The sequence below is a fragment of the Azotobacter vinelandii CA genome (genome assembly GCF_000380335.1).
GTDB lineage: Bacteria > Pseudomonadota > Gammaproteobacteria > Pseudomonadales > Pseudomonadaceae > Azotobacter > Azotobacter vinelandii.
Genome location: NC_021149.1, coordinates 4086735 through 4107367, shown reverse-complemented (window position 1 = coordinate 4107367; position 20633 = coordinate 4086735). Strand labels below are relative to the sequence as shown.

Here is a 20633-nt window from a genome sequence, read left to right as displayed (position 1 = left end):
GTCTTGGGGCGCTGGTGCGCCGTTTGCTGAATCGGCCCGCGACGGCCGGCCACGGGATTGACCGTGACGAGCGCACCATAGCGCCAGCGGGAGCGCTTGGCAACACTCGGGGGCATGTGGGCATTGCCGGGCGAATGCTCAGAGGCTAGGCTATGTATCCCAAATGATACGGCTCCAGCATGAAAAGCATCCTCACCACGGACGTGTTCGACCGCTGGTTCTCCGGCCTGCGGGACAGGCGGGCGGCAGTGCGAGTACAGGCCCGCATTGACCGTGCCGAAGATGGCAACTTCGGCGATTGCGAGCCGGTCGGCGAAGGCGTGTCGGAGATGCGCATCCACTACGGGCCGGGCTATCGCGTGTATTTCACGCAACGCGGGCACGAGTTGGTCATCCTGCTGGCCGGTGGCGACAAGTCCAGCCAAGCGAAAGACATCAAGGCCGCTATCGACATGGCGCGGCATCTGTAGGAGGCGAACATGACTACCGTCAAACTGCGCAAGTGGGATAGCGCCGAACACCTCAAGACCGATGAGGACATGGCGCTTTATCTTGAGGCTTGCATCGAGGAGGCTGGCGACGATGCGGCGTTCATCGCCAAGGCTCTCGGCACCATCGCCCGCGCCAAGGGCATGGCCCAATTGGCACGAGACACCGGCCTCGGGCGCGAAAGTCTGTACAAGGCGCTGTCCGGCGAGGGCAACCCCAGCTTCGCCACCATCCTCAAGGTGATACAGGCGCTCGGCCTCCGGCTTCACGTTGAAGCCGGTGCGGCGCACACTCACTGAGTCACCGGCTTCGGCCGGCAGGAATCTGGTTCCCGTCAAGGTCGAGCCAGTAGCGCGGGGGCGGCGATCAGCCGTGACCCCGCGTTTTTCATTCTCCAGGCGCTGCTGGGTTACCTTGGCTCCTCCACGAAAACGCGAAGTCTGGACCATCATTGCAAGCCCTCCGGTTCGTCATGGATTTCGTGGGGCTGCAAGCGTGCGGCGTCGATGGAGCACACCAGCACGTCACGGTCCAGCCCCTTGGCTTGCAGGATGGTCGCCAGGGTCAGGAGCGCGGCGAAGGTGACTACCTCCGTGGGGGTGTCGCTGGCGCCAGCGTGGTCCACGATCAGCGGCAGAAGCTGCTCCAGGATGAAATCCTCGTGGTCCTCGACGCGGTGTCCGGTGTAGGTCGTCATGCGGCGCGGCCTCCCAGCAGCAGGGCACCGACGCCCGTCATGTAGGCCAGTACCGCAGCCTTCGCCTTGCGGAACGCCTCGTGGTGATCGTCGCCGTGCTCAAGGCTGGCATGCAGATGGTTTCGCCAGACCGCCTGAAGCGTCGTCAGCAGCAGGCGCTGCTCGATAGTCAGCGTGTCGCGCTCGCCGCTGGCAATCCCCATGACGGCGTTCAGCGCCTTGTTGGCGTTGATGTGAAACATGCGCTCCGGCGTGCTGCTGCCGCACTCCTTGGCGCGCCGGGCCAGGGCGGCTACCTCGTCGTGCATGGCGTGGTAGAGCGGCAGGTACTGCGTGTCCGTCACGCTGGCGCGGTCGCGGGCCTCGCGGAAGGCAGCGATAAGGTCAGCCTTCAGGTCCACCACGATTTCGGTATTCCGCGACAGCGACAGCAGGTAGTAGCTCTGGTCCTCGTGCAGCAGGGCATAGCGTTCCGGTTGGCCTCCTGCCGAGCCTGCGGTGGGTTTCTCCATTTGAAATGGGAGAGCCCCGAAGCGCTTGAACTTGGCGGCATAGCGATCTATCAGAGCCATTGATGCTTTGTGCTGGTTGTCCAACTGCCCGGCCAGCAGGCGGCTATCTACTCGCGCCTCGCCTTTGAATTGAACCAGGGTAATGGCGTTGCTCATTCGGCCACCTCCTTGCGGCCCTTGGCCGGCCTGTCCAACAGCGCCAGCACGGCACGGGCACGCTGGTGCTGGCTCTCCGGCAGGCTGTAGCGGGTCACGTCGCAGGGAGCGCCCCAGCGGTTCGGCACCTTCTCCGGCTGGCGCTGGAACTCCAGGCCGTAGTTGTGCGTCAGCTTGGCAATGGTCGAGTTGAGGCAGTGGTCGCCAAGCAGTTCGGCCTCGAAGCGGTTCAGCGAATTGCAGGGCACCAGAACGTAGGCCAGGATGCGAGCGATCTTGGTCGGCATATCCACCAACAGCACGTCGGGGCTGGCGCTGGCGGTGATATGCTGGTCCTGCGACGGGCTGGCCTGCTGGGAAAGGGGCTGGCTCTTTTTCATTTCAGGCCACCTCCCCACGGCTCTCGGCGATACGCTCATCACACCAGGCCAGCACCTCGGCTTCGATCCAGACAACGGACTTCGGGCCAAGGGTGACTTGAGCGGGAAAGGTGCCGGCAGCGATCCGGCGGTAAATCTCAGAACAGGACAGGCCGGTAATGTCTTCTACGGCCTGGCGCTTGATGAAGCGGCGGATGGGGTGGGAAGGGGTGATAGTTGCAGCCATCGTCTGCGCCCTCCGGGGCAGTTTGGGTAACGTCGATGGCTAAATGGTGGTACAGCGGTTCGGCTAGAAAAACTCTCCACCCGTAACGGATATGGGGTTATGCGTAACGCTCAGGGGGTTTTCGGCGGCGGCCACCCTTGCGGGCGTAGTCTGATCTTGCCCAGCCTCAGTGGACACCCCGTTAAGCGATACACTGCAACGAGGTGATCCATGACAAGGCAAGCAAGCCCGATGAAACCAACCCGTATCCGCCACTCCCAAGCCTACAAGGACGAAGCGCTGGCCTTGGCCGAACGGATTGGCGTCAGCAAAGCGGCCGAACAGCTTGGGCTGCCCCCCTCCCAGCTCTATGGCTGGCGGAGCAGGAAACAGCAGGCCCAGACCAGCAGCGAGCGCGAGCAGTTGTTGGCCGACGAAAACGCCCGCCTCAAACGGCTGTTGGCCGAACAGTCCGAGGAGTTGGCCATCGTAAAAATCTATGGTCACCCCCGTTTTTGCAATAGTGATCAGCGATGAGTATTGGGCTTGCCTAAATCTATCCGGCGTCCGTTTGGAGCATGCTCCGCGCCACGATGAGAGTCGCGCCTGGCGATCCTGAAAAAGTCGGCGGCTTCGAAAGCCGATTTTTACGCCAGGTTTTTCGCCAGGCCGGTGGGCCGTTCACGTCATCGCTTGTCCAGCTATCGCAAAACCTGGAAGGTGTTCGGGGTACTGCGCAACGGCAAGGTCAGGCCGCCGAGGCGTCTGGCCCCGCTTCGAACTGCGTGTGGTTGGCCGCGATCGACCAGGCGATGCGAGCCAACTTGTTGGCCAAGGCGCAGGCGACCACGTTCGAGTGGCGGCGACTGCGCAGGGCGCGTACCCAGTCGGCCAGGGCGCCGCGCTGATGCTCCAGTCGTTGCAGGTAAACCCTGGCGCACTGGACCAGCAGTTGCCTGAGCCTCTTGTCGCCGCGCTTGCTGATGCCCAGTAGCCTGGCTTTGCCACCGGTGCTGTACTGCCTGGGCACCAGACCGACGGACGCGGCGAAGTCCCGGCTGCATCCGTATTGCCTGCCATCGCCTATTTCGGCAGCCAATAGGCTGGCGGTGATGGGGCCGATGCATGGGATGGTCAGCAAGCGGCTGCCCAGGTCATCGCTCGCGAGCTGGCCTGCAACCTCCTTGTCCAGTTCCCTGATCTGTTTGTCGAGGTAGTCGAAGTGCGCGTGCAGGCGCTGCAGCAGCAGGCTTAACCGAACAGGCAGTGGCCGCTCGGTCAGGACACCGGGCAGGCGCCTCATGACTGCCAACCCTTTGGGCAGACTGACTCCGAACTCCAGCAGAAAACCATGCATCTGATTGGCGGTTTTGGTCCGATCCCGCACCAGGGATTCCCGCATGCGATGCAGGACCGAGAGCGTCTGCTGGGCCTCGGTCCTGGGCGTCACGAAGCGCATTGAGGAACGTGAAAAGCCGGGAGGTTGCCGAAGAACCGCATCATCTGCTGACGCGACGACTTCCTGCGAAAGACCTCTCGGCCGATCTTGTCTTGTCCGTGAAGATGGAAGCTGTGCTTGCCGAGGTCGATTCCTATCAGTGCCACGTCGCTCATGGTGATGGTCTCCAAAATGAAACACCCTGCGAAAGCATGGCCCTCGCAGGGTGTGGGGGTGACCATCTCATTAAGCCGCCGCGTACTTTGCCAGGAGCCTCAAGTGAAGTACGCCTTCATGCAAGCCCATACTCGGCAGTTTCCACTGAAGGTCATGTGCCGTGTGCTGGGCATTGCCCGCAGCGGCTACTACGCCTGGTGTTCGCGCACGCTCTCGAAGCGCCGCCAGCAACAGACCCAACTGGACCGCCTGGTAGCTCAGGCCTACCACGAGCGGAAGGGGCGCAGCGGGGCTCCGCGGTTATGCCTCGACCTGAAGGCGTCGGGCCTGCCCTGCAATCGCAAGACCGTGGCTGCTTCGATGCGACGCCAGGGACTGCGGGCCAGGGCTGCCAGGAAGTTCAAGGCCACCACGAATTCCAGGCACTCACTACCGGTGGCGGACAACCTGCTCCGGCAGGACTTCACGGCAGCGGCGCCCAACCGGAAGTGGGTGGGCGACATGACTTACCTGCGTACGGAAGAAGGCTGGTTGTATCTGGCCGTGATCATCGACCTGTACTCGCGCAGGGTGATCGGCTGGGCCATGAACGAGCGCATGACGGCCGAGCTGGCCTGCGATGCCCTGCGCATGGCCCTGTGGCGGCGCAAGCAGCCTCAAGGCGTGATCGTGCATACGGATCGAGGCAGCCAGTACTGTTCGGCGGCCTATCGGGAACTGCTTCGTGCCCATCGGCTGCGCGGCAGCATGAGCGCGAAGGGCAATTGCTACGACAACGCCTGTGCCGAAAGCTTCTTTCACAGTCTGAAGGTCGAGTGCATCCATGGGGAACGCTTCGGTACGCATGCCCAGATGCGTCAAACCGTGTTCGAATACATCGAAACCGACTACAACCGCCAGCGTCGTCACAGCACACTGGGATACATCAGTCCGGAAGCCTTCGAGGCCCGGATGCGTGCTTAAACCTGTGTCCACGAGGGCTGGGCAAGATCAGTCCGGGGCGACGGGCTTTATCCATTCCTTGATTCGCGTCATGGTCGGTAACTTCTCGATACCTTCACGCCTTAAAATGTCTTCGATCTGCTCGGCCATATCTAAGAGGCGGAACTCGTGTGTAGTATCGGCTTGCCATAAATCTGTAGCAATTTCTCTTGCTCTTTCTATGGCTCTTGCTTTGCATTGATTTATGTTGCTGATTCCTAAAAGCATTTTTTCTAATTTTTTTGATTCGATGCAACTTTAATTGTTCGCTCGCATGTGAGTGCGGTTAGTGCTCCCGCTAATGCGTCTAGGGCTGCATGGTTGTCTTTTATTTCATTGATCAATTGAAATATATATGTTGTTACTCGATCCATGCTGGCGGATTGGTTGTCAACTGAGTCTTTTTTACTGTCTATTGTTGTTATGATATTTAGCATTCCTAGTGCATAGCTCGCAGCGCCAAGAATATCTTTTGGGGGTTTTAGCTTTCCTTTTTTGAGATTTTTTTGAAGGTGCTCGATTTCGTTTGTAAAAGTTTCCATAGATTTATCCAAATAGTGTGTTGTTAGCATTCATGCTTATGCCCTCTTGATGCTCACCACGTTGGCGCCAGCACACAGCGCGTCTATCGAGTCGGCCCAGGCTTGCATCATGTCCCGGCGCTGCTCCAGGTAGGTGGCATGGTTGTAGGTGTCGCGCATCTCGTCTTGGTCGCCGTGGGCGAGCTGGCGCTCGATCCAGTCCCGGTTGTACCCCCGGCTGTTCAGTTCAGTGCTCAGCAGGTGGCGGAAGCCGTGGCCGGTCTGGCGGCCCCGGTAGCCGGCATCGGCCAGGGCCTTGTTCACCGTGTTTTCGCTCATCGGGCGGGCGCTGTTGTTGCGGCCTGCAAAGACCAGCTCATATGCCCCGGTGATCTCTTGCAGCTCGCGCAGGATCGCCATGGCCTGGCGGGGCAGGGGGACGATATGCGGGCGGCGGGCTTTCATGCGCTCTTTCGGGATCGTCCAGACGGCGGCCTTGAGGTCGAACTCTGACCAGGGGGCGGCGCGCAGTTCGCCCGGGCGAACCCCGGTCAGCACCAGCAGGCGGATGGCGTGGCGGGTCAGGACGTTGATGCTGGCGCCCTCGATCTTGCCCAGCAGCTCGGGCAGCTCGGCAAAGGTGACGTGCGGATGGTGGCGGGTGGCCGGCGCATGGGCTGCCACTACGTCCAGGTCGGTGGCGGGGTTGGCGTCGACGCTGCCCTTGGCCAGCCCGAAGCGGAAAATCTGGCTCAGCCACTGGCGGCACTTCTTGGCGACGTTGTGCGCGCCCCGGTCCTCGATCCCGTGCAGCAGCTCCACCAACTCGGGGCGGGTGATTGCCTTCACCGGACGTTTCCCCAGGACAGGCAGCAAGTCCGACTCCAGATAGGCGGCGGTCTTGTCGGCGGTGGACTTCGCCCAACGTGGCGCCCGGTAGGCGTGCCACTCCCGCGCCAGCGTCTCGAAGGTCAGGCCGTCACTCTGCTGGGCTTCCTGCTCGGCCTTGCGTTCGGCGCTGGGGTCTTTGCCTTCGGCCAGCAACTGGCGGGCTGCGTCACGCAGCTGGCGGGCTTTCTGGAGCGTGACGGCAGGGTAGACGCCAAGCGCCAGCATCTTTGCATTGCCGTTGAAGCGGTAGCGGTAGCGCCACAGCTTGGAGCCGGTGGGCGTCACCTCCAGGCATAGGCCGTTGGCGTCCGCCAGCCGATACAGTTTTTCTCTCGGTTTGGCAGTGCGGATGGCTGAGTCTGATAGCGGCATGGGGCGCCCGGGTGTGAGTAGATTTGAAAACCGAACTCGGTCTACTCACGAAACTACTCACAATGTTTTGGGCTTACAAGGGAAGGCTTGGGAATCGCAGGCAACAAAAAACCGGCTCTAAGGCCGGTTTCTCTAGGCTTTCGGGCTTGCTTGGGAAGTCCCGAAAAGTTTGTGTGGTGCCCCGGGAGAGACTCGAACTCTCACTCTGTCGCCAGAAACGGATTTTGAATCCGCCGCGTCTACCGATTCCGCCACCGAGGCACAATGGCGGCGCAGTATAGGGAGGTGTGCGAGGTGGGTCAATCGTGCCGCGTGGTCACTTGTGGCGCTTTCCGGTAAGCTTTGCGCCCCGAAAAGCTGGCCTCTTCATCATGCGTGTCGCCGATTTCCATTTCGAGCTTCCCGAGTCGCTGATCGCTCGTCATCCGCTGGCTGAACGTCGCGCCAGTCGATTGCTGGTGCTCGATGGGGTGACCGGAGATCTGCAGCACCGGCGTTTCGCCGATCTGCTCGACCATCTCCGGCCCGGCGATCTGATGGTGTTCAACAATACCCGGGTGATTCCCGCACGTCTGTTCGGGTGGAAGGCTTCCGGCGGCAAGCTGGAGATTCTCGTCGAGCGCGTGCTGGATGATGAGCGGGTATTGGCCCACGTGCGTGCCAGCAAGTCGCCCAAGGCCGGTTCGAGGATTCTCATCGAGGGCGGCGGCGAGGCGCAGATGCTCGCCCGCCACGATGCGTTGTTCGAACTGCGCTTCGACCAGCGCGTGCTGCCCCTGCTCGAGCGCGTCGGGCACATGCCGCTACCTCCTTATATAGATCGTCCCGACGAGGCGGCCGATCGCGAGCGTTACCAGACGGTCTACGCCGCGCGTGCCGGTGCGGTGGCGGCGCCTACCGCCGGGCTGCATTTCGACGAGGCGCTGCTTGCCGCGATCGGCGAGAAGGACGTGGCGACCGCTTTCGTCACCCTGCATGTCGGCGCCGGCACCTTCCAGCCGGTGCGTGTCGAGCGCATCGAGGATCACCACATGCACCGTGAATGGCTGGAGGTCGGCCAGGAGGTAGTCGATGCCGTGGCGGCCTGCCGGGCGCGCGGCGGACGGGTGGTCGCGGTCGGCACCACCAGCGTGCGCTCGCTGGAGAGCGCCGCGCGGGATGGCGTGCTTCGGCCGTTCAGCGGCGATACCGATATCTTCATCTATCCGGGGCGGCCCTTCCATGTGGTCGATGCCCTGGTGACCAATTTCCACCTGCCCGAATCCACTCTGCTGATGCTGGTGTCGGCCTTCGCCGGCTATCCCGAGACCATGGCCGCCTACGCGGCGGCCGTGGCACAGGGGTACCGCTTCTTCAGCTACGGCGATGCCATGTTCATCACCCGCAATCCCGCTCCCCGCGCTCCCGAGGAAACCCCATGAGTCACATGACCTTCGAGTTGCTGGCCACCGACGGCAAGGCCCGCCGCGGCCGTCTGACCTTTCCCCGCGGAGTGGTCGAGACTCCGGCGTTCATGCCGGTGGGTACCTATGGCACGGTGAAGGGCATGCTGCCGCGCGACATCGAGGCGATCGGGGCACAGATCATCCTCGGCAATACTTTCCATCTCTGGCTGCGGCCGGGGACCGAGGTGATCCGCCGGCATGGCGATCTGCACGACTTCATGCAGTGGCATGGACCGATCCTCACCGACTCGGGTGGTTTTCAGGTGTTCAGCCTGGGGGCGCTGCGCAAGATCAGGGAGGAGGGGGTGTATTTCGCCTCGCCGGTGGATGGCGCCAAGGTCTTCATGGGGCCCGAGGAGTCGATGCGGGTACAGCGCGATCTCGGCTCGGACGTCGTGATGATCTTCGACGAATGCACGCCCTATCCGGCCGACGAGGAGGTGGCGCGGCGCTCCATGGAGCTGTCGCTGCGCTGGGCCGGGCGCTCGAAGATCGCCCACGAGGGCAATCCGGCGGCGCTGTTCGGCATCGTCCAGGGCGGCATGCACGAGGATCTGCGCTTGCGTTCGCTGGATGGGCTGGAGGAGATCGGCTTCGACGGCCTGGCCATCGGCGGCCTGTCGGTCGGCGAGCCGAAGGAGGAGATGATCCGCGTGCTGGACTTCCTGCCGCCGCGGCTGCCGGCGGACAAGCCGCGTTACCTGATGGGCGTGGGCAAGCCGGAGGATCTGGTCGAGGGCGTACGCCGCGGCATCGACATGTTCGACTGCGTGATGCCGACCCGCAACGCGCGCAACGGCCATCTGTTCGTCGACAGTGGGGTGCTGAAGATCCGCAATGCAGTGCATCGGCACGACGAGTCGCCGCTGGACCCGGCCTGCGATTGTCACACCTGCAAACATTTCTCCCGCGCCTATCTGCATCATTTGGACAAATGCGGCGAAATGCTGGGCAGCATGTTGAATACAATCCACAACTTGCGGCATTACCAGCGTCTGATGACTGGTTTGCGCGAGGCTATCCAACAGGGTAAATTGGCCGCCTTTGTCGATACCTTCTACGCGCGGCGCGGTCTGCCGGTGCCGCCGCTGACCTGATCGGCCATCCTTTCCTCCGAATCCTTTCAACAGGAGAGCTACATGAGTTTTCTGATTCCTGCCGCCTACGCCGAAGCCGCCGCTCCCGCCGGCGCTCCTCCGGGAGCCGGCTTCGAGTGGATCTTTCTGGTCGGTTTCCTGGTCATCTTCTACCTGATGATCTGGCGTCCCCAGGCCAAGCGCGCCAAGGAGCACAAGAATCTGCTGAGCGGCCTGCAGAAGGGCGACGAGGTGGTGACCACCGGCGGTATCGCCGGACGGGTGAACAAGGTGGCCGATGATTTCGTGGTGCTGGAGGTTTCCGACACCGTGGAACTGAAGATCCAGAAAGGCGCGATCGTCGCCTCCCTGCCCAAGGGCACCCTGAAGGCCATCTGAAGCTCCACTTCTTTCATCCGTGACGGGGCGCGCAAGGCGCCCCGCGTCTCAACCGGACGGCGTCATGCTCAACAAGTATCCCCTGTGGAAGTATCTGCTGATCCTGGCCGTGCTGCTGGTCGGCATTGTCTATTCCGCACCCAATCTCTTTCCCGACGACCCGGCCATCCAGATCAGCGGGGCAAGCGCGGCCCGCCAGATCGGACAGGGCGATCTCGAGCATGTCGGCAAGGCGCTGGCCGAGGCCGGCATCGCCGTCAAGGCGAGCAGCCTGACCGATGAAGGCAAGACCGGACTGTTGCGTCTGGTCGACCAGGGACGCCAACTGGAGGCCAAGGACGTGGCGCGCAAGGTGCTCGGCGACGACTACGTGGTCGCGCTGAACCTGGCGCCGACCACGCCCGGCTGGCTGCGCGCCCTGGGCGCCAATCCGATGAAACTGGGCCTGGACCTGTCCGGCGGCGTGCATTTCCTGCTCGAGGTGGACATGGACAAGGCGCTGGATGCGCGTTTGAAGGTGTACGAGGGCGAGGTGAAGAGCCTGCTGCGCAAGGAGCGCCAGCGCTATCGCAGCCTGCCGCAGCAGGACGGTGCCATTCAGCTTGGCTTCGCCGACAGCGGGCAACTGGAGCAGGCACAGGCGTCGATACGCAAGAATTTCAGCGACTTCGATCTGAGTGCCGGCGAACGCAATGGCCAGCCGGTGCTGCGCCTGACGCTGACGGCGGCGAAGCTGGCGGAGATTCGCGAGTACTCGATCAGGCAGAACCTGACCACGGTGCGCAACCGGGTCAACGAACTGGGCGTGTCCGAGCCGCTGGTGCAGCGCCAGGGCGCCAATCGCATCGTCGTCGAATTGCCCGGCGTGCAGGATACCGCCGAGGCCAAGCGGATTCTCGGCAAGACCGCCAGCCTCGAGTTCCGTATGGCCGCCGAATCCGATGCTTCGCGCGCCATTACCGAGACCTTCGAGTTTCGCGAGGGAGGGCGCCCGCCGGTGGCCTTGGAGCGCAGCCTGATCATCACCGGTGATCAGGTCACCGACGCCCAGGCCAGCTACGACGAGAACGGCCGTCCGCAGGTCAACATCCGTCTCGATGGCCATGGCGGCGAATTGATGAACCGGGCGACCCGCAACAGCGTCGGGCGCGCCATGGCCGTGTTGTTCATCGAGCAGAAGCCGGTGACCCGCTACGTCAAGCAGACGATCGACGGCGTCGAGAAGGAGGTGGCGGTCGAAACCTTCCGGGAGGAGAAGAAGATCATCAGCCTGGCGACCATCCAGTCGCCGCTCGGCAGCCAGTTCCGCATCACCGGCCTCAATGGCCAGGGCGAGTCCTCGGAGCTGGCGTTGCTGCTGCGTGCCGGTGGCCTGGCGGCGCCGATGTACTTCGCCGAGGAGCGTACCCTGGGGCCGAGCCTGGGGGCGGAGAACATCCAGTTGGGCATCCAGGCCTCGCTGTGGGGATTCCTCTTCGTCACCCTGTTCATGCTGCTGATCTACAAGTTCTTCGGCCTGCTGGCCGCGGTGGCGCTGGCCTTCAACATGGTGCTGCTGGTGGCGCTGATGTCGCTGCTCGGCGCGACCCTGACCCTGCCGGGCATCGCCGGCATAGTGTTGACCATGGGCATGGCGGTGGATGCCAACGTGCTGATCTTCTCGCGCATCCGCGAGGAAATCGCCAATGGCCTGTCGGTCCAGCGGGCCATCCACGAAGGCTTCGACCGTGCCTTCTCGGCGATTCTCGACGGCAACCTGACCACTCTGCTGGTGGGCGGAATCCTGTTCGCCATGGGGACCGGGCCGGTCAAGGGCTTTGCCGTGACCATGTCGCTGGGGATCGTCACCTCCCTGTTCACCGCCATCATCGTGACCCGCGGCATGGTCAACCTGATCTACGGCGGCCGCGATCTGAAGAAACTGTGGATTTGAGGGGTTCGGCATGAAGCGTGTCATCAATTTCATGGGTATCCGCCGGGTCGCTTTCGTCGCGACCCTGGTGCTGACCCTGTTGTCCCTGGTCAGTCTGGCTGTCCGGGGGCTGAATTTCGGTCTGGATTTCACCGGCGGTACCCTCATCGAACTGAGCTATGAGCGTCCGGTCGAGCTGTCGGACGTGCGTGCCGGACTGGAGACGGCCGGCTACGGCGATGCCCTCGTGCAGAGTTTCGGGGCGACCACCGATGTGCTGGTGCGCCTGAAGGGTGACGATCCGCAACTGGGCGAGAAGGTGGCATCGGCACTGCGCCAATCCGCCTCCGACAATCCGATGACGGTCAAGCGGGCCGAGTTCGTCGGCCCGGCGGTGGGCGAGGAGCTGCGCGACCAGGGTGGTCTGGGCATGCTGCTGGCGCTGGGGGGGATACTGGTCTACGTGGCTTTCCGCTTCCAGTGGAAGTTCGGCTGCGGCGCGGTGCTGTCCCTGTTCCACGACGTCATCGTCACCCTCGGTGTCTTTTCCTTTCTCCAGATCCCCTTCGATCTCACGGTGCTGGCCGCTGTGCTGGCGATCATCGGTTATTCGCTGAACGACACCATCGTGGTGTTCGACCGCATCCGCGAGAATTTCCGCCTGCTGCGCAAGGCCGACCTGGTCGAGAACATCAATATCTCCACGACCCAGACGCTGCTGCGGACCATGGCGACTTCGATTTCCACGCTGTTGGCGATACTGGCCTTGATGCTGTTCGGTGGCGAGCCGCTTTGGGGCTTTTCCCTGGCGCTGTTCATCGGGGTGATGGCCGGCACCTATTCCTCGATCTACATTGCCAACGTCGTGCTGATCTGGCTGAAGCTGACCCGCGACGACCTGATTCCTCCGGTGGCCCAGGAGGCCGAGACGGACCTGCGGCCTTGAGCGCGGGGCCGTGCCGGACGAGTTGTCCGGCGACGTCTTCCCGCTGACGACAAAAAACCCGCATTGGCGGGTTTTTTATTTTCCGGCCTCGCCTCAGCGTTTCAGCGCTGGCGGCAGGTGCGGCTGGATGGCGGTCAGCACGGCCTTGAAGCACTTGGTATTGCCGGCCACCACATGACCCTTCTCGAGGAATTCGTGGCCGCCGCCGAAGTCGCTCACCAGGCCGCCCGCCTCCTGGATCAGCAGGGCGCCGGCGGCCATGTCCCATTCGGACAGGCCGAACTCCCAGAAGGCGTCGTAGCGGCCGGCGGCGACGTAGGCCAGATCCAGGCTGGCGGCGCCGGCGCGGCGGATGCCGGCGGTCTGGCCGGTCAGCGCGCGGAACATGCCCAGGTAGTTCTCGAGGTATTCGAGCTGGCTGTCGCGGAAGGGGAAGCCGGTACCCAGCAGAGCGCCATCCAGGCTCTTGCGCGAGCTGACGCGGATGCGCCGGCCGTTGAGGGCGGCGCCGTTGCCGCGGCTGGCGGTGAATTCTTCCTGACGGACCGGATCGAGCACCACGGCGTGCTCCAGGCGGCCCTTGTGTTTGCAGGCGATGCTCACCGCGAAGTGCGGCACGCCGCGCAGGAAGTTGGTGGTGCCGTCCAGCGGATCGATGATCCACTGGTAGTCGGCGCCCTCGCCGCTGCCCGCTTGCTGTCCGCTTTCCTCGCCGAGGATGGCGTGATGCGGATAGGCCTTGCGCAGGGTGGCGATGATGGTCTGCTCCGCCGCGCGATCGACCTCGCTGACATAGTCCTTGGCGTCCTTCTCGTCGACCGAGATGACGTCCAGGCGTTCGATGGAGCGGAAGATCAGTTCGCCGGCGCTGCGGGCCGCGCGCAGCGCGATATTCAGCATGGGCTGCATGGAGGTTTCACCTGGGTCGTTGTCGAGGAAAGCCGGCCATACTAGCAGAAACGGGTAGGGTATGCAGTCGCCGGGCGCGTGGCGCTCGCCACCCGGCTTCTGTAAGATTCCAGCCCCTTTGGCCGTATACGTCGTGGAGCCGGTGTTGCTGCAGAGCATTCGTGTTGTCCTGGTGAATACCAGTCACCCCGGCAATATCGGAGGGGCGGCCCGCGCCATGCGGAACATGGGGCTGAGCCGTCTCTATCTGGTCGCTCCCGAAGACTTTCCGAGCAGCGAGGCGGTTGCCCGGGCCTCCGGCGCCACCGACATCCTGGACAATGCGCAGGTGGTCGCCACTCTGGAAGAGGCGCTGGTCGGTTGCACGCTGGCGCTCGGCACCAGCGCCCGCGACCGGCGCATTCCCTGGCCGTTGCTGGACCCGCGCGAATGCGCCGCGACCTGTCTGGAGCAGGTCGGTCAGGGCGCCGAGGTGGCGCTGGTGTTCGGTCGCGAATACGCCGGGCTGACCAACGAAGAACTGCAGCGCTGCCAGTTCCATGTGCACATTCCCTCGGATCCTTCGTTCAGCTCTCTGAATCTGGCGGCGGCGGTGCAGGTGCTCGTCTATGAGGTGCGCATGGCCTGGCTGGCGGCCGAAGGGGTGCCGAGCAAGCAGGAAAAGCTGGAAACCACGGCGATGCTCAATTCCCAGCCGGCCACCATGGACGAACTGGAGCTGTTCTACGGGCACCTGGAAAGCACCCTGGTGGAGATCGGCTTCCTCGATCCGGAAAAGCCGCGCCACCTGATGTCGCGCCTGCGCCGGCTGTATGGCCGCGGCGGGATCAGCAAGCTGGAAATGAATATCCTGCGTGGCATCCTGACGGAAACCCAGAAGGCGGCCCGCGGCGAGGCCCATACGCGGAGAAAGCGGTGATGTTCGAACGCATGCGAGAAGATATCCGGAGCGTTTTCCAGCGCGATCCTGCCGCGCGCAATGCCCTCGAGGTGCTGATCTGCTATCCGGGGCTGCACGCGCTGTGGCTGCATCGCCTGGCGCACGGGCTGTGGTGCTCCGACTGGAAGCTGCTGGCGAGGCTGGTTTCGCATGTGGGGCGCTGGCTGACCGGCATCGAGATCCATCCGGGCGCGCGGATCGGCCGGCGCCTGTTCATCGACCACGGCATGGGCGTGGTGATCGGCGAGACCGCCGAGATCGGCGACGACGTCACCCTCTATCACGGGGTGACCCTGGGTGGTACCAGTTGGAACAAGGGCAAGCGCCACCCGACCCTGGAGGACGGGGTGATCGTCGGCGCCGGGGCGAAGATTCTCGGTCCCTTCACCGTCGGCGCCGGCGCCAAGATCGGCTCCAACGCCGTGGTGACGCGGGCGGTGCCGGCCGGCGCCACGGCGGTGGGGATTCCCGGACGCATCGTCGCCAGGCCGGACGACGAACAGGAGGCCAGGCGCCGGGCGATCGCCGAGAAATATGGCTTCGACGCCTACGCGCTCGGCCAGAACACGCCGGACCCGGTGGCGCAGGCCATCGGCCAGTTGCTCGACCATCTGCAGGCCGTCGACGAGCGGCTCGAGGGCATGTGTCAGGCGCTCCGGGCGCTGGGCAGCGATTATCATGCCAAGGAGCTGCCGGCGCTTCGCGAGGAGGATTTCGCCGGCGTCAAGGATGAGGGCGGCAAGTCGTCGGCCTGAGCTTTTATGGCCCGCTCCGGTCGAATCGCTGAGTCGATGCAATTCCGAGTGAATTGCAAGGATTAATAGTTGATCCTGTTTGTCGGGTATTGCATACTCGACGTACATCAGCGATTCCCTGGTATCGATCATGCGACTGACAACCAAAGGCCGGTATGCCGTTACGGCCATGCTCGATCTGGCATTGCATGCCCAGAACGGCCCCGTTTCCCTCGCCGACATCTCCGAGCGCCAGGGCATTTCCCTTTCCTACCTGGAGCAGTTGTTCGCCAAGCTGCGGCGCAACAGCCTGGTGACCAGCGTTCGCGGTCCCGGCGGTGGTTACCAGCTCTCCCGCAGTATGGCCGCCATCCAGGTAGCCGAAGTGATCGATGCGGTCAACGAATCGGTGGACGTGACGCGCTGCCAGGGCGATCGCGGCTGCCGTTCGGGAGAGGTCTGCCTGACCCACTACCTCTGGTGCGACCTCAGCCACCAGATCCACGAATTCCTCAGCGGCATCAGCCTGGCCGACCTGGTCGCCCGCAGCGACGTCCAGGATCTCGTCCGCTTGCAGGACCGGCGCCAGGGGGGCGGTTGTCCGCTGCCGTATGCCGGAAAGATCGAAGCGTCCGCCATCGAATGAGCCGGATGCCAGCCCGACAGGAGAGACTCATGAAGTTGCCGATTTATCTGGATTATTCCGCCACCACTCCGGTCGACCCGCGGGTGGCGCAGAAGATGTGCGAGTGCCTGACCATGGAGGGCAATTTCGGCAATCCGGCCTCGCGTTCCCACGTCTTCGGCTGGAAGGCCGAGGAGGCCGTGGAGAACGCCCGCCGTCAGGTGGCGGAACTGGTCAACGCCGATCCGCGGGAGATCGTCTGGACTTCCGGCGCCACCGAGTCCGATAACCTGGCGATCAAGGGCGTCGCGCACTTCTACGCGAGCAAGGGCAAGCACATCATCACCTCGAAGATCGAACACAAGGCGGTGCTGGATACCACCCGCCAGCTCGAGCGCGAAGGTTTCGAGGTGACCTACCTCGAGCCCGGCGAGGATGGCCTGATCACTCCGGCGATGGTCGCGGCGGCGCTGCGCGAGGACACCATCCTGGTCTCGGTGATGCACGTCAACAACGAGATCGGCACCGTCAACGACATCGCAGCCATCGGCGAACTGACCCGTTCGCGCGGCGTGCTCTATCACGTGGATGCCGCCCAGTCGACCGGCAAGGTGGCCATCGACCTAGAGCGCATGAAGGTCGACCTGATGTCCTTCTCCGCCCACAAGACTTACGGCCCCAAGGGGATCGGCGCGCTCTACGTGCGGCGCAAGCCGCGCGTACGCCTGGAGGCGCAGATGCACGGCGGCGGCCACGAGCGCGGCATGCGTTCCGGTACCCTGGCGACCCACCAGATCGTCGGCATGGGCGAGGCCTTTCGCATCGCCAGGGAAGAGATGGCCGCGGAAAGCCGGCGTATCGCCGGGCTCAGCCATCGCTTCCACGAGCAGGTCAGCACCCTCGAAGAGGTCTACCTGAACGGCAGCGCCACGGCACGGGTGCCGCACAACCTCAATCTCAGCTTCAACTACGTGGAAGGCGAGTCGCTGATCATGTCGCTCAGGGATCTGGCGGTTTCCTCTGGGTCGGCCTGCACCTCGGCGTCCCTGGAGCCGTCCTACGTGCTGCGCGCTCTGGGTCGCAACGACGAACTGGCGCACAGCTCGATCCGCTTCACTTTCGGTCGTTTCACCACCGAGGAAGAGGTCGATTACGCTGCGCGGAAGGTATGCGAGGCGGTCGGCAAGCTGCGCGAGCTGTCGCCGCTCTGGGACATGTACAAGGATGGGGTCGATCTGTCCAAGATCGAGTGGCAGGCCCACTGACGCCCTTCCCGGAAATTGCCCGTGATTAACGAGGTATTGCATCATGGCTTACAGTGACAAGGTCATCGACCACTACGAAAACCCGCGCAACGTCGGCAAGCTCGACGCGCAGGACCCCGACGTCGGCACCGGCATGGTGGGCGCCCCCGCCTGCGGCGACGTGATGCGCCTGCAGATCAAGGTCAACGAGCAGGGCATCATCGAGGACGCCAAGTTCAAGACCTACGGCTGCGGTTCGGCCATCGCCTCCAGTTCCCTGGCCACCGAGTGGATGAAAGGCAGGACCCTGGAAGAAGCCGAAACCATCAAGAACACCCAGATCGCCGAGGAACTGGCTTTGCCGCCGGTCAAGATCCACTGCTCGGTCCTGGCGGAGGATGCCATCAAGGCCGCCGTGCGCGATTACAAGCACAAGAAAGGCCTGGTTTGAACCACCCTGAACATAAGGAGTTGCAATGGCCGTCACCATGACCGAAGCCGCCGCCCGCCACATCCGGCGTTCCCTCGATGGACGCGGCAAGGGCGAGGGCATCCGCCTGGGCGTCCGCACCAGCGGTTGCTCGGGGCTGGCCTACGTGCTCGAGTTCGTCGACGAGGTGGCCAGCGAGGACCAGGTGTTCGAGAGTCACGGGGTCAAGGTGATCGTCGATCCCAAGAGCCTGGTCTACCTGGATGGCACCGAGCTGGACTTCGTCCGCGAAGGACTCAACGAAGGCTTCAAGTTCAACAACCCGAACGTGCGTGGCGAGTGTGGCTGCGGCGAAAGCTTCAACATCTGAGATCATCGCATGGGTAATGCCAGCCATTTCGCCCTGTTCGACCTCGAGCCGGATTTTCGCCTCGATCAGGACCGGCTCGCGGTGCGTTACCGCGAACTGGTGCGCCGGGTGCATCCCGACCGTTTCGCCGGTGCCCCCGAACGCGAACAGCGCCTGGCGCTGGAGGAGGCCGCCCGGCTCAACGAGGCCTACCAGACGCTGAAAAGTCCGTCGCAGCGCGCCCGTTACCTGCTGTCCCTGCAGGGAGAAGAGCTGTCCCAGGAAACCACGGTGCAGGACCCTGCCTTCCTCATGCAGCAGATGGAGTTGCGTGAAGAGCTCCAGGAACTGCAGGACAGTGCCGACCTGGCCGGGGTGGCGCGCTTCAAGCGCCGGCTCGTGCAGGACCAGGAGCAACTGAACGAAGGTTTCGCCGCCTGCTGGGCCGATCCGCGGCGGCGCGACGAGGCCGAACGCCTGGCACGGCGCATGCAATTTCTCGACAAGCTCTTTGCCGAGGTCCGCCAGCTCGAAGAGCGTCTCGACGACTAACCCCGCGCCGCTCCGGCCGCGCCTCCGACATATCTGAATGCCATGGCCTTATTGCAGATCGCCGAACCCGGACAAAGCCCGCAACCCCACCAGCGTCGCCTGGCGGTCGGGATCGACTTGGGAACCACCAATTCGCTGGTCGCCACCTTGCGCAGCGGCCTGGCCGAATCCCTGAAGGACACCGAGGGGGAAACGATCCTGCCGTCGGCGGTACGCTACCTGCCCGACGGCCGGGTCGAGGTCGGCCGCGCAGCCAAGGCTGCCGCCGCCGTGGACCCGTTGAACACCGTGCTCTCGGTGAAGCGCCTGATGGGACGCGGCATCGCCGATGTCAAGCTGCTCGGCGAGCAGTTGCCGTACCGTTTCGCCGAGGGCGAGTCGCACATGCCCTTCATCGAGACGGTGCAGGGACCGAAAAGCCCGGTCGAAGTGTCGGCGGAGATCCTCAGGGTGCTGCGCCGGCGCGCCGAGGAAGCCCTGGGCGGCGAACTGGTCGGCGCGGTGATCACCGTGCCGGCCTATTTCGACGAGGCGCAGCGCCAGGCCACCAAGGATGCCGCGCGGCTGGCCGGCCTCGATGTGCTGCGCCTGCTCAACGAGCCGACCGCGGCGGCGGTCGCCTACGGCCTCGACCGGGGCGCCGAGGGCGTGGTAGCGATCTACGACCTGGGCGGCGGTACCTTCGACATCTCCATCCTGCGCCTGACCCGCGGGGTCTTCGAGGTGCTCGCCACCGGCGGCGACAGCGCCCTGGGCGGCGACGACTTCGACCATGCCATCGCCAACTGGATTGTCGAGCAGGCGGGACTGTCCGCCGATCTCGACCCGGGCGTCCAGCGCCATCTGCTGCAACTGGCCTGTGCGGCCAAGGAGGCGCTGAGCGACAGCGGCTCGGTGGCGCTCGCCTATGGTCCCTGGCAGGGCGAGCTGTCCCGCGAGCGTTTCGAGGCACTGATCGAGCCCCTGGTGGCACGCAGCCTCAAGGCCTGCCGGCGGGCGCTGCGCGATGCCGGGATCGAGCCGCAGGAGATCGCCGCGGTGGTCATGGTCGGCGGCTCCACCCGGGTGCCGCGGGTGCGCCGGGCGGCCGCCGAACTGTTCGACCGCCAGCCGCTGACCGACATCGACCCCGATCAGGTGGTCGCCATCGGCGCGGCGCTCCAGGCCGACACCCTGGCCGGCAACGGGCGCGACGGCGAGGAGTTGCTGCTGGATGTCAATCCGCTGTCCTTGGGCCTCGAGACCATGGGCAGGCTGATGGAAAAGGTCATCCCGCGCAACACCACCCTGCCCGTGGCGCGAGCCCAGGAATTCACCACTTACAAGGATGGCCAGACGGCCATGCTGATCCACGTCCTGCAGGGGGAGCGCGAACTGGTCAAGGACTGTCGCTCCCTGGCGCGCTTCGAGCTGCGCGGGATTCCGCCCATGGTGGCGGGGGCGGCGAAGATCCGGGTCACCTTCCAGGTCGATGCCGACGGCCTGCTCAATGTCTCCGCCCGCGAGCTGGGCTCCGGCATCGAGGCGAGCGTGCAGGTCAAACCGTCCTACGGCCTGACCGACGGCGAAATCGCACGGATGCTCAAGGACTCCTTCGAGTATGCCGGCGGCGACAAGGCTGCCCGCGCGCTGCGTGAGCAGCAGGTCGAGGCGCAGCGTTTGCTGGAAGCGGTGCAGGCGGCCCTGGAGGCCGATGGCGAGGCGCTGCTGAGTCCCGCCGAGCGGGCCGCCATCGAGGCGCAGATGCAGGCGTTGCGCGGCGTGCTGGACGGGCCGGACGCCGCCGTCATCGAGACGCACGTCCGCCATCTGACGCAGGTCACCGATGCCTTCGCCGCCCGGCGCCTGGACGCTTCGGTGAAGGCCGCGCTGTCCGGGCGCCGACTGAACGAAATCGAGGAGTGAATGATGCCGCAGATCGTTTTTCTGCCCCATGAGGTGCATTGCCCCGAGGGCAGGGTGGTCGAGGCCGAGACTGGCGAGAGCATTCTCGAGGCCGCCCTGCGCAACGATATCGAGATCGAGCACGCCTGCGAGATGTCCTGTGCCTGCACCACCTGCCATGTGATAGTGCGCGACGGCTTCGATTCCCTCGAGCCGTCCGACGAACTGGAAGACGACATGCTCGACAAGGCCTGGGGGCTGGAGCCGGAGTCGCGGCTATCCTGTCAGGCGAGGGTCGGCACTGAGGATCTGGTGGTGGAGATTCCGCGCTACACCATCAATCAGGTTTCGGAACAGCACTGAGGGCAT

The 20633-nt window shown here is 64.0% G+C and carries 24 protein-coding genes, 1 tRNA gene and 3 pseudogenes; 18 read left to right on the top strand and 10 right to left on the bottom strand.

The window, feature by feature from the left end; all coding sequences use genetic code 11:
• Positions 1 to 179: 179 nt before the first annotated feature.
• Together AVCA_RS18480 and AVCA_RS18475 are read left to right on the top strand one after the other, a co-directional pair.
• A complete protein-coding gene (locus tag AVCA_RS18480; RefSeq protein ID WP_012702568.1) occupies positions 180 to 470 on the top strand; it encodes a type II toxin-antitoxin system RelE/ParE family toxin in 291 nt (96 codons plus the stop codon).
• 9 nt (positions 471 to 479) lie between these two features.
• A complete protein-coding gene (locus tag AVCA_RS18475; protein WP_012702567.1) occupies positions 480 to 788 on the top strand; it encodes an addiction module antidote protein in 309 nt (102 codons plus the stop codon).
• 149 nt (positions 789 to 937) lie between these two features.
• Here AVCA_RS18475 and AVCA_RS18470 read toward each other — a convergent pair whose 3' ends face one another.
• From AVCA_RS18470 to AVCA_RS18455, 4 genes are read right to left on the bottom strand one after another with little or no spacing between them, the layout of a single operon-like run.
• On the bottom strand, positions 938 to 1186 hold the full coding sequence (locus AVCA_RS18470; protein WP_012702566.1) for a hypothetical protein: 249 nt from the start codon (positions 1184 to 1186) through the stop codon (positions 938 to 940).
• On the bottom strand, positions 1183 to 1854 hold the full coding sequence (locus tag AVCA_RS18465; RefSeq protein ID WP_012702565.1) for a Rha family transcriptional regulator: 672 nt from the start codon (positions 1852 to 1854) through the stop codon (positions 1183 to 1185). The genes AVCA_RS18470 and AVCA_RS18465 overlap by 4 nt, the downstream gene beginning before the upstream one ends.
• A complete protein-coding gene (locus AVCA_RS18460; protein ID WP_012702564.1) occupies positions 1851 to 2234 on the bottom strand; it encodes a hypothetical protein in 384 nt (127 codons plus the stop codon). The genes AVCA_RS18465 and AVCA_RS18460 overlap by 4 nt, the downstream gene beginning before the upstream one ends.
• A gap of 1 nt (position 2235) precedes the next feature.
• The gene (locus AVCA_RS18455) at positions 2236 to 2460 is read right to left on the bottom strand and encodes a helix-turn-helix transcriptional regulator (protein ID WP_012702563.1); all 225 of its coding nucleotides are present in this window, start codon (positions 2458 to 2460) and stop codon (positions 2236 to 2238) included.
• A gap of 210 nt (positions 2461 to 2670) precedes the next feature.
• Between AVCA_RS18455 and AVCA_RS18450 the strand changes: the two are divergent.
• Positions 2671 to 2934: pseudogene (locus tag AVCA_RS18450) on the top strand (transposase); the annotation flags it as partial.
• Positions 2935 to 3187: 253 nt separating this feature from the next.
• Here the strand turns inward: AVCA_RS18450 and AVCA_RS18445 are convergent.
• Positions 3188 to 4053: pseudogene (locus tag AVCA_RS18445) on the bottom strand (IS110 family RNA-guided transposase).
• Between the two features lie 76 nt (positions 4054 to 4129).
• Between AVCA_RS18445 and AVCA_RS18435 the strand changes: the two are divergent.
• Positions 4130 to 5017 (top strand): annotated as a pseudogene (locus tag AVCA_RS18435) (IS3-like element ISAzvi9 family transposase); the annotation flags it as partial.
• 27 nt (positions 5018 to 5044) lie between these two features.
• Here the strand turns inward: AVCA_RS18435 and AVCA_RS26165 are convergent.
• From AVCA_RS26165 to AVCA_RS18425, 4 genes are all read right to left on the bottom strand, one after another.
• Complete coding sequence (locus tag AVCA_RS26165) at positions 5045 to 5263, bottom strand: hypothetical protein (RefSeq protein ID WP_144061666.1); 219 nt, start codon at positions 5261 to 5263, stop codon at positions 5045 to 5047.
• 5 nt (positions 5264 to 5268) lie between these two features.
• Positions 5269 to 5607: a hypothetical protein gene (locus AVCA_RS26160; protein ID WP_144061665.1), complete on the bottom strand. Its 339-nt coding sequence runs from the start codon at positions 5605 to 5607 to the stop codon at positions 5269 to 5271.
• A 6-nt stretch (positions 5608 to 5613) separates the two neighbouring features.
• The gene (locus AVCA_RS18430; protein ID WP_012702561.1) at positions 5614 to 6819 is read right to left on the bottom strand and encodes a tyrosine-type recombinase/integrase; all 1206 of its coding nucleotides are present in this window, start codon (positions 6817 to 6819) and stop codon (positions 5614 to 5616) included.
• 174 nt (positions 6820 to 6993) lie between these two features.
• A tRNA-Leu gene (locus tag AVCA_RS18425) sits at positions 6994 to 7080 on the bottom strand.
• 110 nt (positions 7081 to 7190) lie between these two features.
• On the opposite strand from AVCA_RS18425, the gene queA reads away from it, so the two are divergent.
• The 5 genes from queA to secF all read left to right on the top strand — a co-directional run bounded on the left by queA (position 7191) and on the right by secF (position 12597).
• On the top strand, positions 7191 to 8240 hold the full coding sequence (gene queA, locus AVCA_RS18420; protein ID WP_012702560.1) for a tRNA preQ1(34) S-adenosylmethionine ribosyltransferase-isomerase QueA: 1050 nt from the start codon (positions 7191 to 7193) through the stop codon (positions 8238 to 8240).
• A 5-nt stretch (positions 8241 to 8245) separates the two neighbouring features.
• The gene (gene tgt / locus AVCA_RS18415) at positions 8246 to 9361 is read left to right on the top strand and encodes a tRNA guanosine(34) transglycosylase Tgt (protein ID WP_012702559.1); all 1116 of its coding nucleotides are present in this window, start codon (positions 8246 to 8248) and stop codon (positions 9359 to 9361) included.
• A gap of 42 nt (positions 9362 to 9403) precedes the next feature.
• Entirely contained in the window at positions 9404 to 9739 is a 336-nt protein-coding gene (yajC, locus tag AVCA_RS18410) for a preprotein translocase subunit YajC (RefSeq protein WP_012702558.1), read from the top strand.
• Between the two features lie 64 nt (positions 9740 to 9803).
• A complete protein-coding gene (secD, locus tag AVCA_RS18405; RefSeq protein WP_012702557.1) occupies positions 9804 to 11672 on the top strand; it encodes a protein translocase subunit SecD in 1869 nt (622 codons plus the stop codon).
• Between the two features lie 10 nt (positions 11673 to 11682).
• Complete coding sequence (gene secF / locus AVCA_RS18400; RefSeq protein WP_012702556.1) at positions 11683 to 12597, top strand: protein translocase subunit SecF; 915 nt, start codon at positions 11683 to 11685, stop codon at positions 12595 to 12597.
• A 93-nt stretch (positions 12598 to 12690) separates the two neighbouring features.
• Here the strand turns inward: secF and suhB are convergent, their stop codons facing one another.
• A complete protein-coding gene (gene suhB / locus AVCA_RS18395) occupies positions 12691 to 13506 on the bottom strand; it encodes a type III secretion system regulator SuhB (protein ID WP_041807389.1) in 816 nt (271 codons plus the stop codon).
• 142 nt (positions 13507 to 13648) lie between these two features.
• On the opposite strand from suhB, the gene trmJ reads away from it, so the two are divergent.
• The 9 genes from trmJ to fdx all read left to right on the top strand — a co-directional run bounded on the left by trmJ (position 13649) and on the right by fdx (position 20627).
• Positions 13649 to 14425 carry a tRNA (cytosine(32)/uridine(32)-2'-O)-methyltransferase TrmJ gene (gene trmJ, locus AVCA_RS18390; protein ID WP_012702554.1) on the top strand — a complete coding sequence of 259 codons (777 nt, stop codon included), beginning with the start codon at positions 13649 to 13651 and terminating at the stop codon, positions 14423 to 14425.
• Entirely contained in the window at positions 14425 to 15201 is a 777-nt protein-coding gene (cysE, locus tag AVCA_RS18385; protein WP_041807388.1) for a serine O-acetyltransferase, read from the top strand. The genes trmJ and cysE overlap by 1 nt, the downstream gene beginning before the upstream one ends.
• A 130-nt stretch (positions 15202 to 15331) precedes the next feature.
• The gene (iscR, locus tag AVCA_RS18380) at positions 15332 to 15826 is read left to right on the top strand and encodes a Fe-S cluster assembly transcriptional regulator IscR (RefSeq protein WP_012702552.1); all 495 of its coding nucleotides are present in this window, start codon (positions 15332 to 15334) and stop codon (positions 15824 to 15826) included.
• 29 nt (positions 15827 to 15855) lie between these two features.
• Positions 15856 to 17070: an IscS subfamily cysteine desulfurase gene (locus tag AVCA_RS18375; RefSeq protein WP_012702551.1), complete on the top strand. Its 1215-nt coding sequence runs from the start codon at positions 15856 to 15858 to the stop codon at positions 17068 to 17070.
• A gap of 43 nt (positions 17071 to 17113) precedes the next feature.
• Complete coding sequence (gene iscU, locus AVCA_RS18370) at positions 17114 to 17500, top strand: Fe-S cluster assembly scaffold IscU (RefSeq protein WP_012702550.1); 387 nt, start codon at positions 17114 to 17116, stop codon at positions 17498 to 17500.
• 25 nt (positions 17501 to 17525) lie between these two features.
• Entirely contained in the window at positions 17526 to 17849 is a 324-nt protein-coding gene (gene iscA / locus AVCA_RS18365) for an iron-sulfur cluster assembly protein IscA (protein ID WP_012702549.1), read from the top strand.
• 9 nt (positions 17850 to 17858) lie between these two features.
• On the top strand, positions 17859 to 18380 hold the full coding sequence (gene hscB / locus AVCA_RS18360) for a co-chaperone HscB (protein WP_012702548.1): 522 nt from the start codon (positions 17859 to 17861) through the stop codon (positions 18378 to 18380).
• Between the two features lie 42 nt (positions 18381 to 18422).
• Positions 18423 to 20285, top strand: a complete 1863-nt coding sequence (hscA, locus tag AVCA_RS18355; protein WP_015589516.1) for a Fe-S protein assembly chaperone HscA — start codon at positions 18423 to 18425, stop codon at positions 20283 to 20285.
• Between the two features lie 3 nt (positions 20286 to 20288).
• Positions 20289 to 20627, top strand: coding sequence for an ISC system 2Fe-2S type ferredoxin (gene fdx, locus AVCA_RS18350; protein WP_041807608.1), 339 nt, complete (start codon positions 20289 to 20291; stop codon positions 20625 to 20627).
• Positions 20628 to 20633 lie beyond the last annotated feature (6 nt).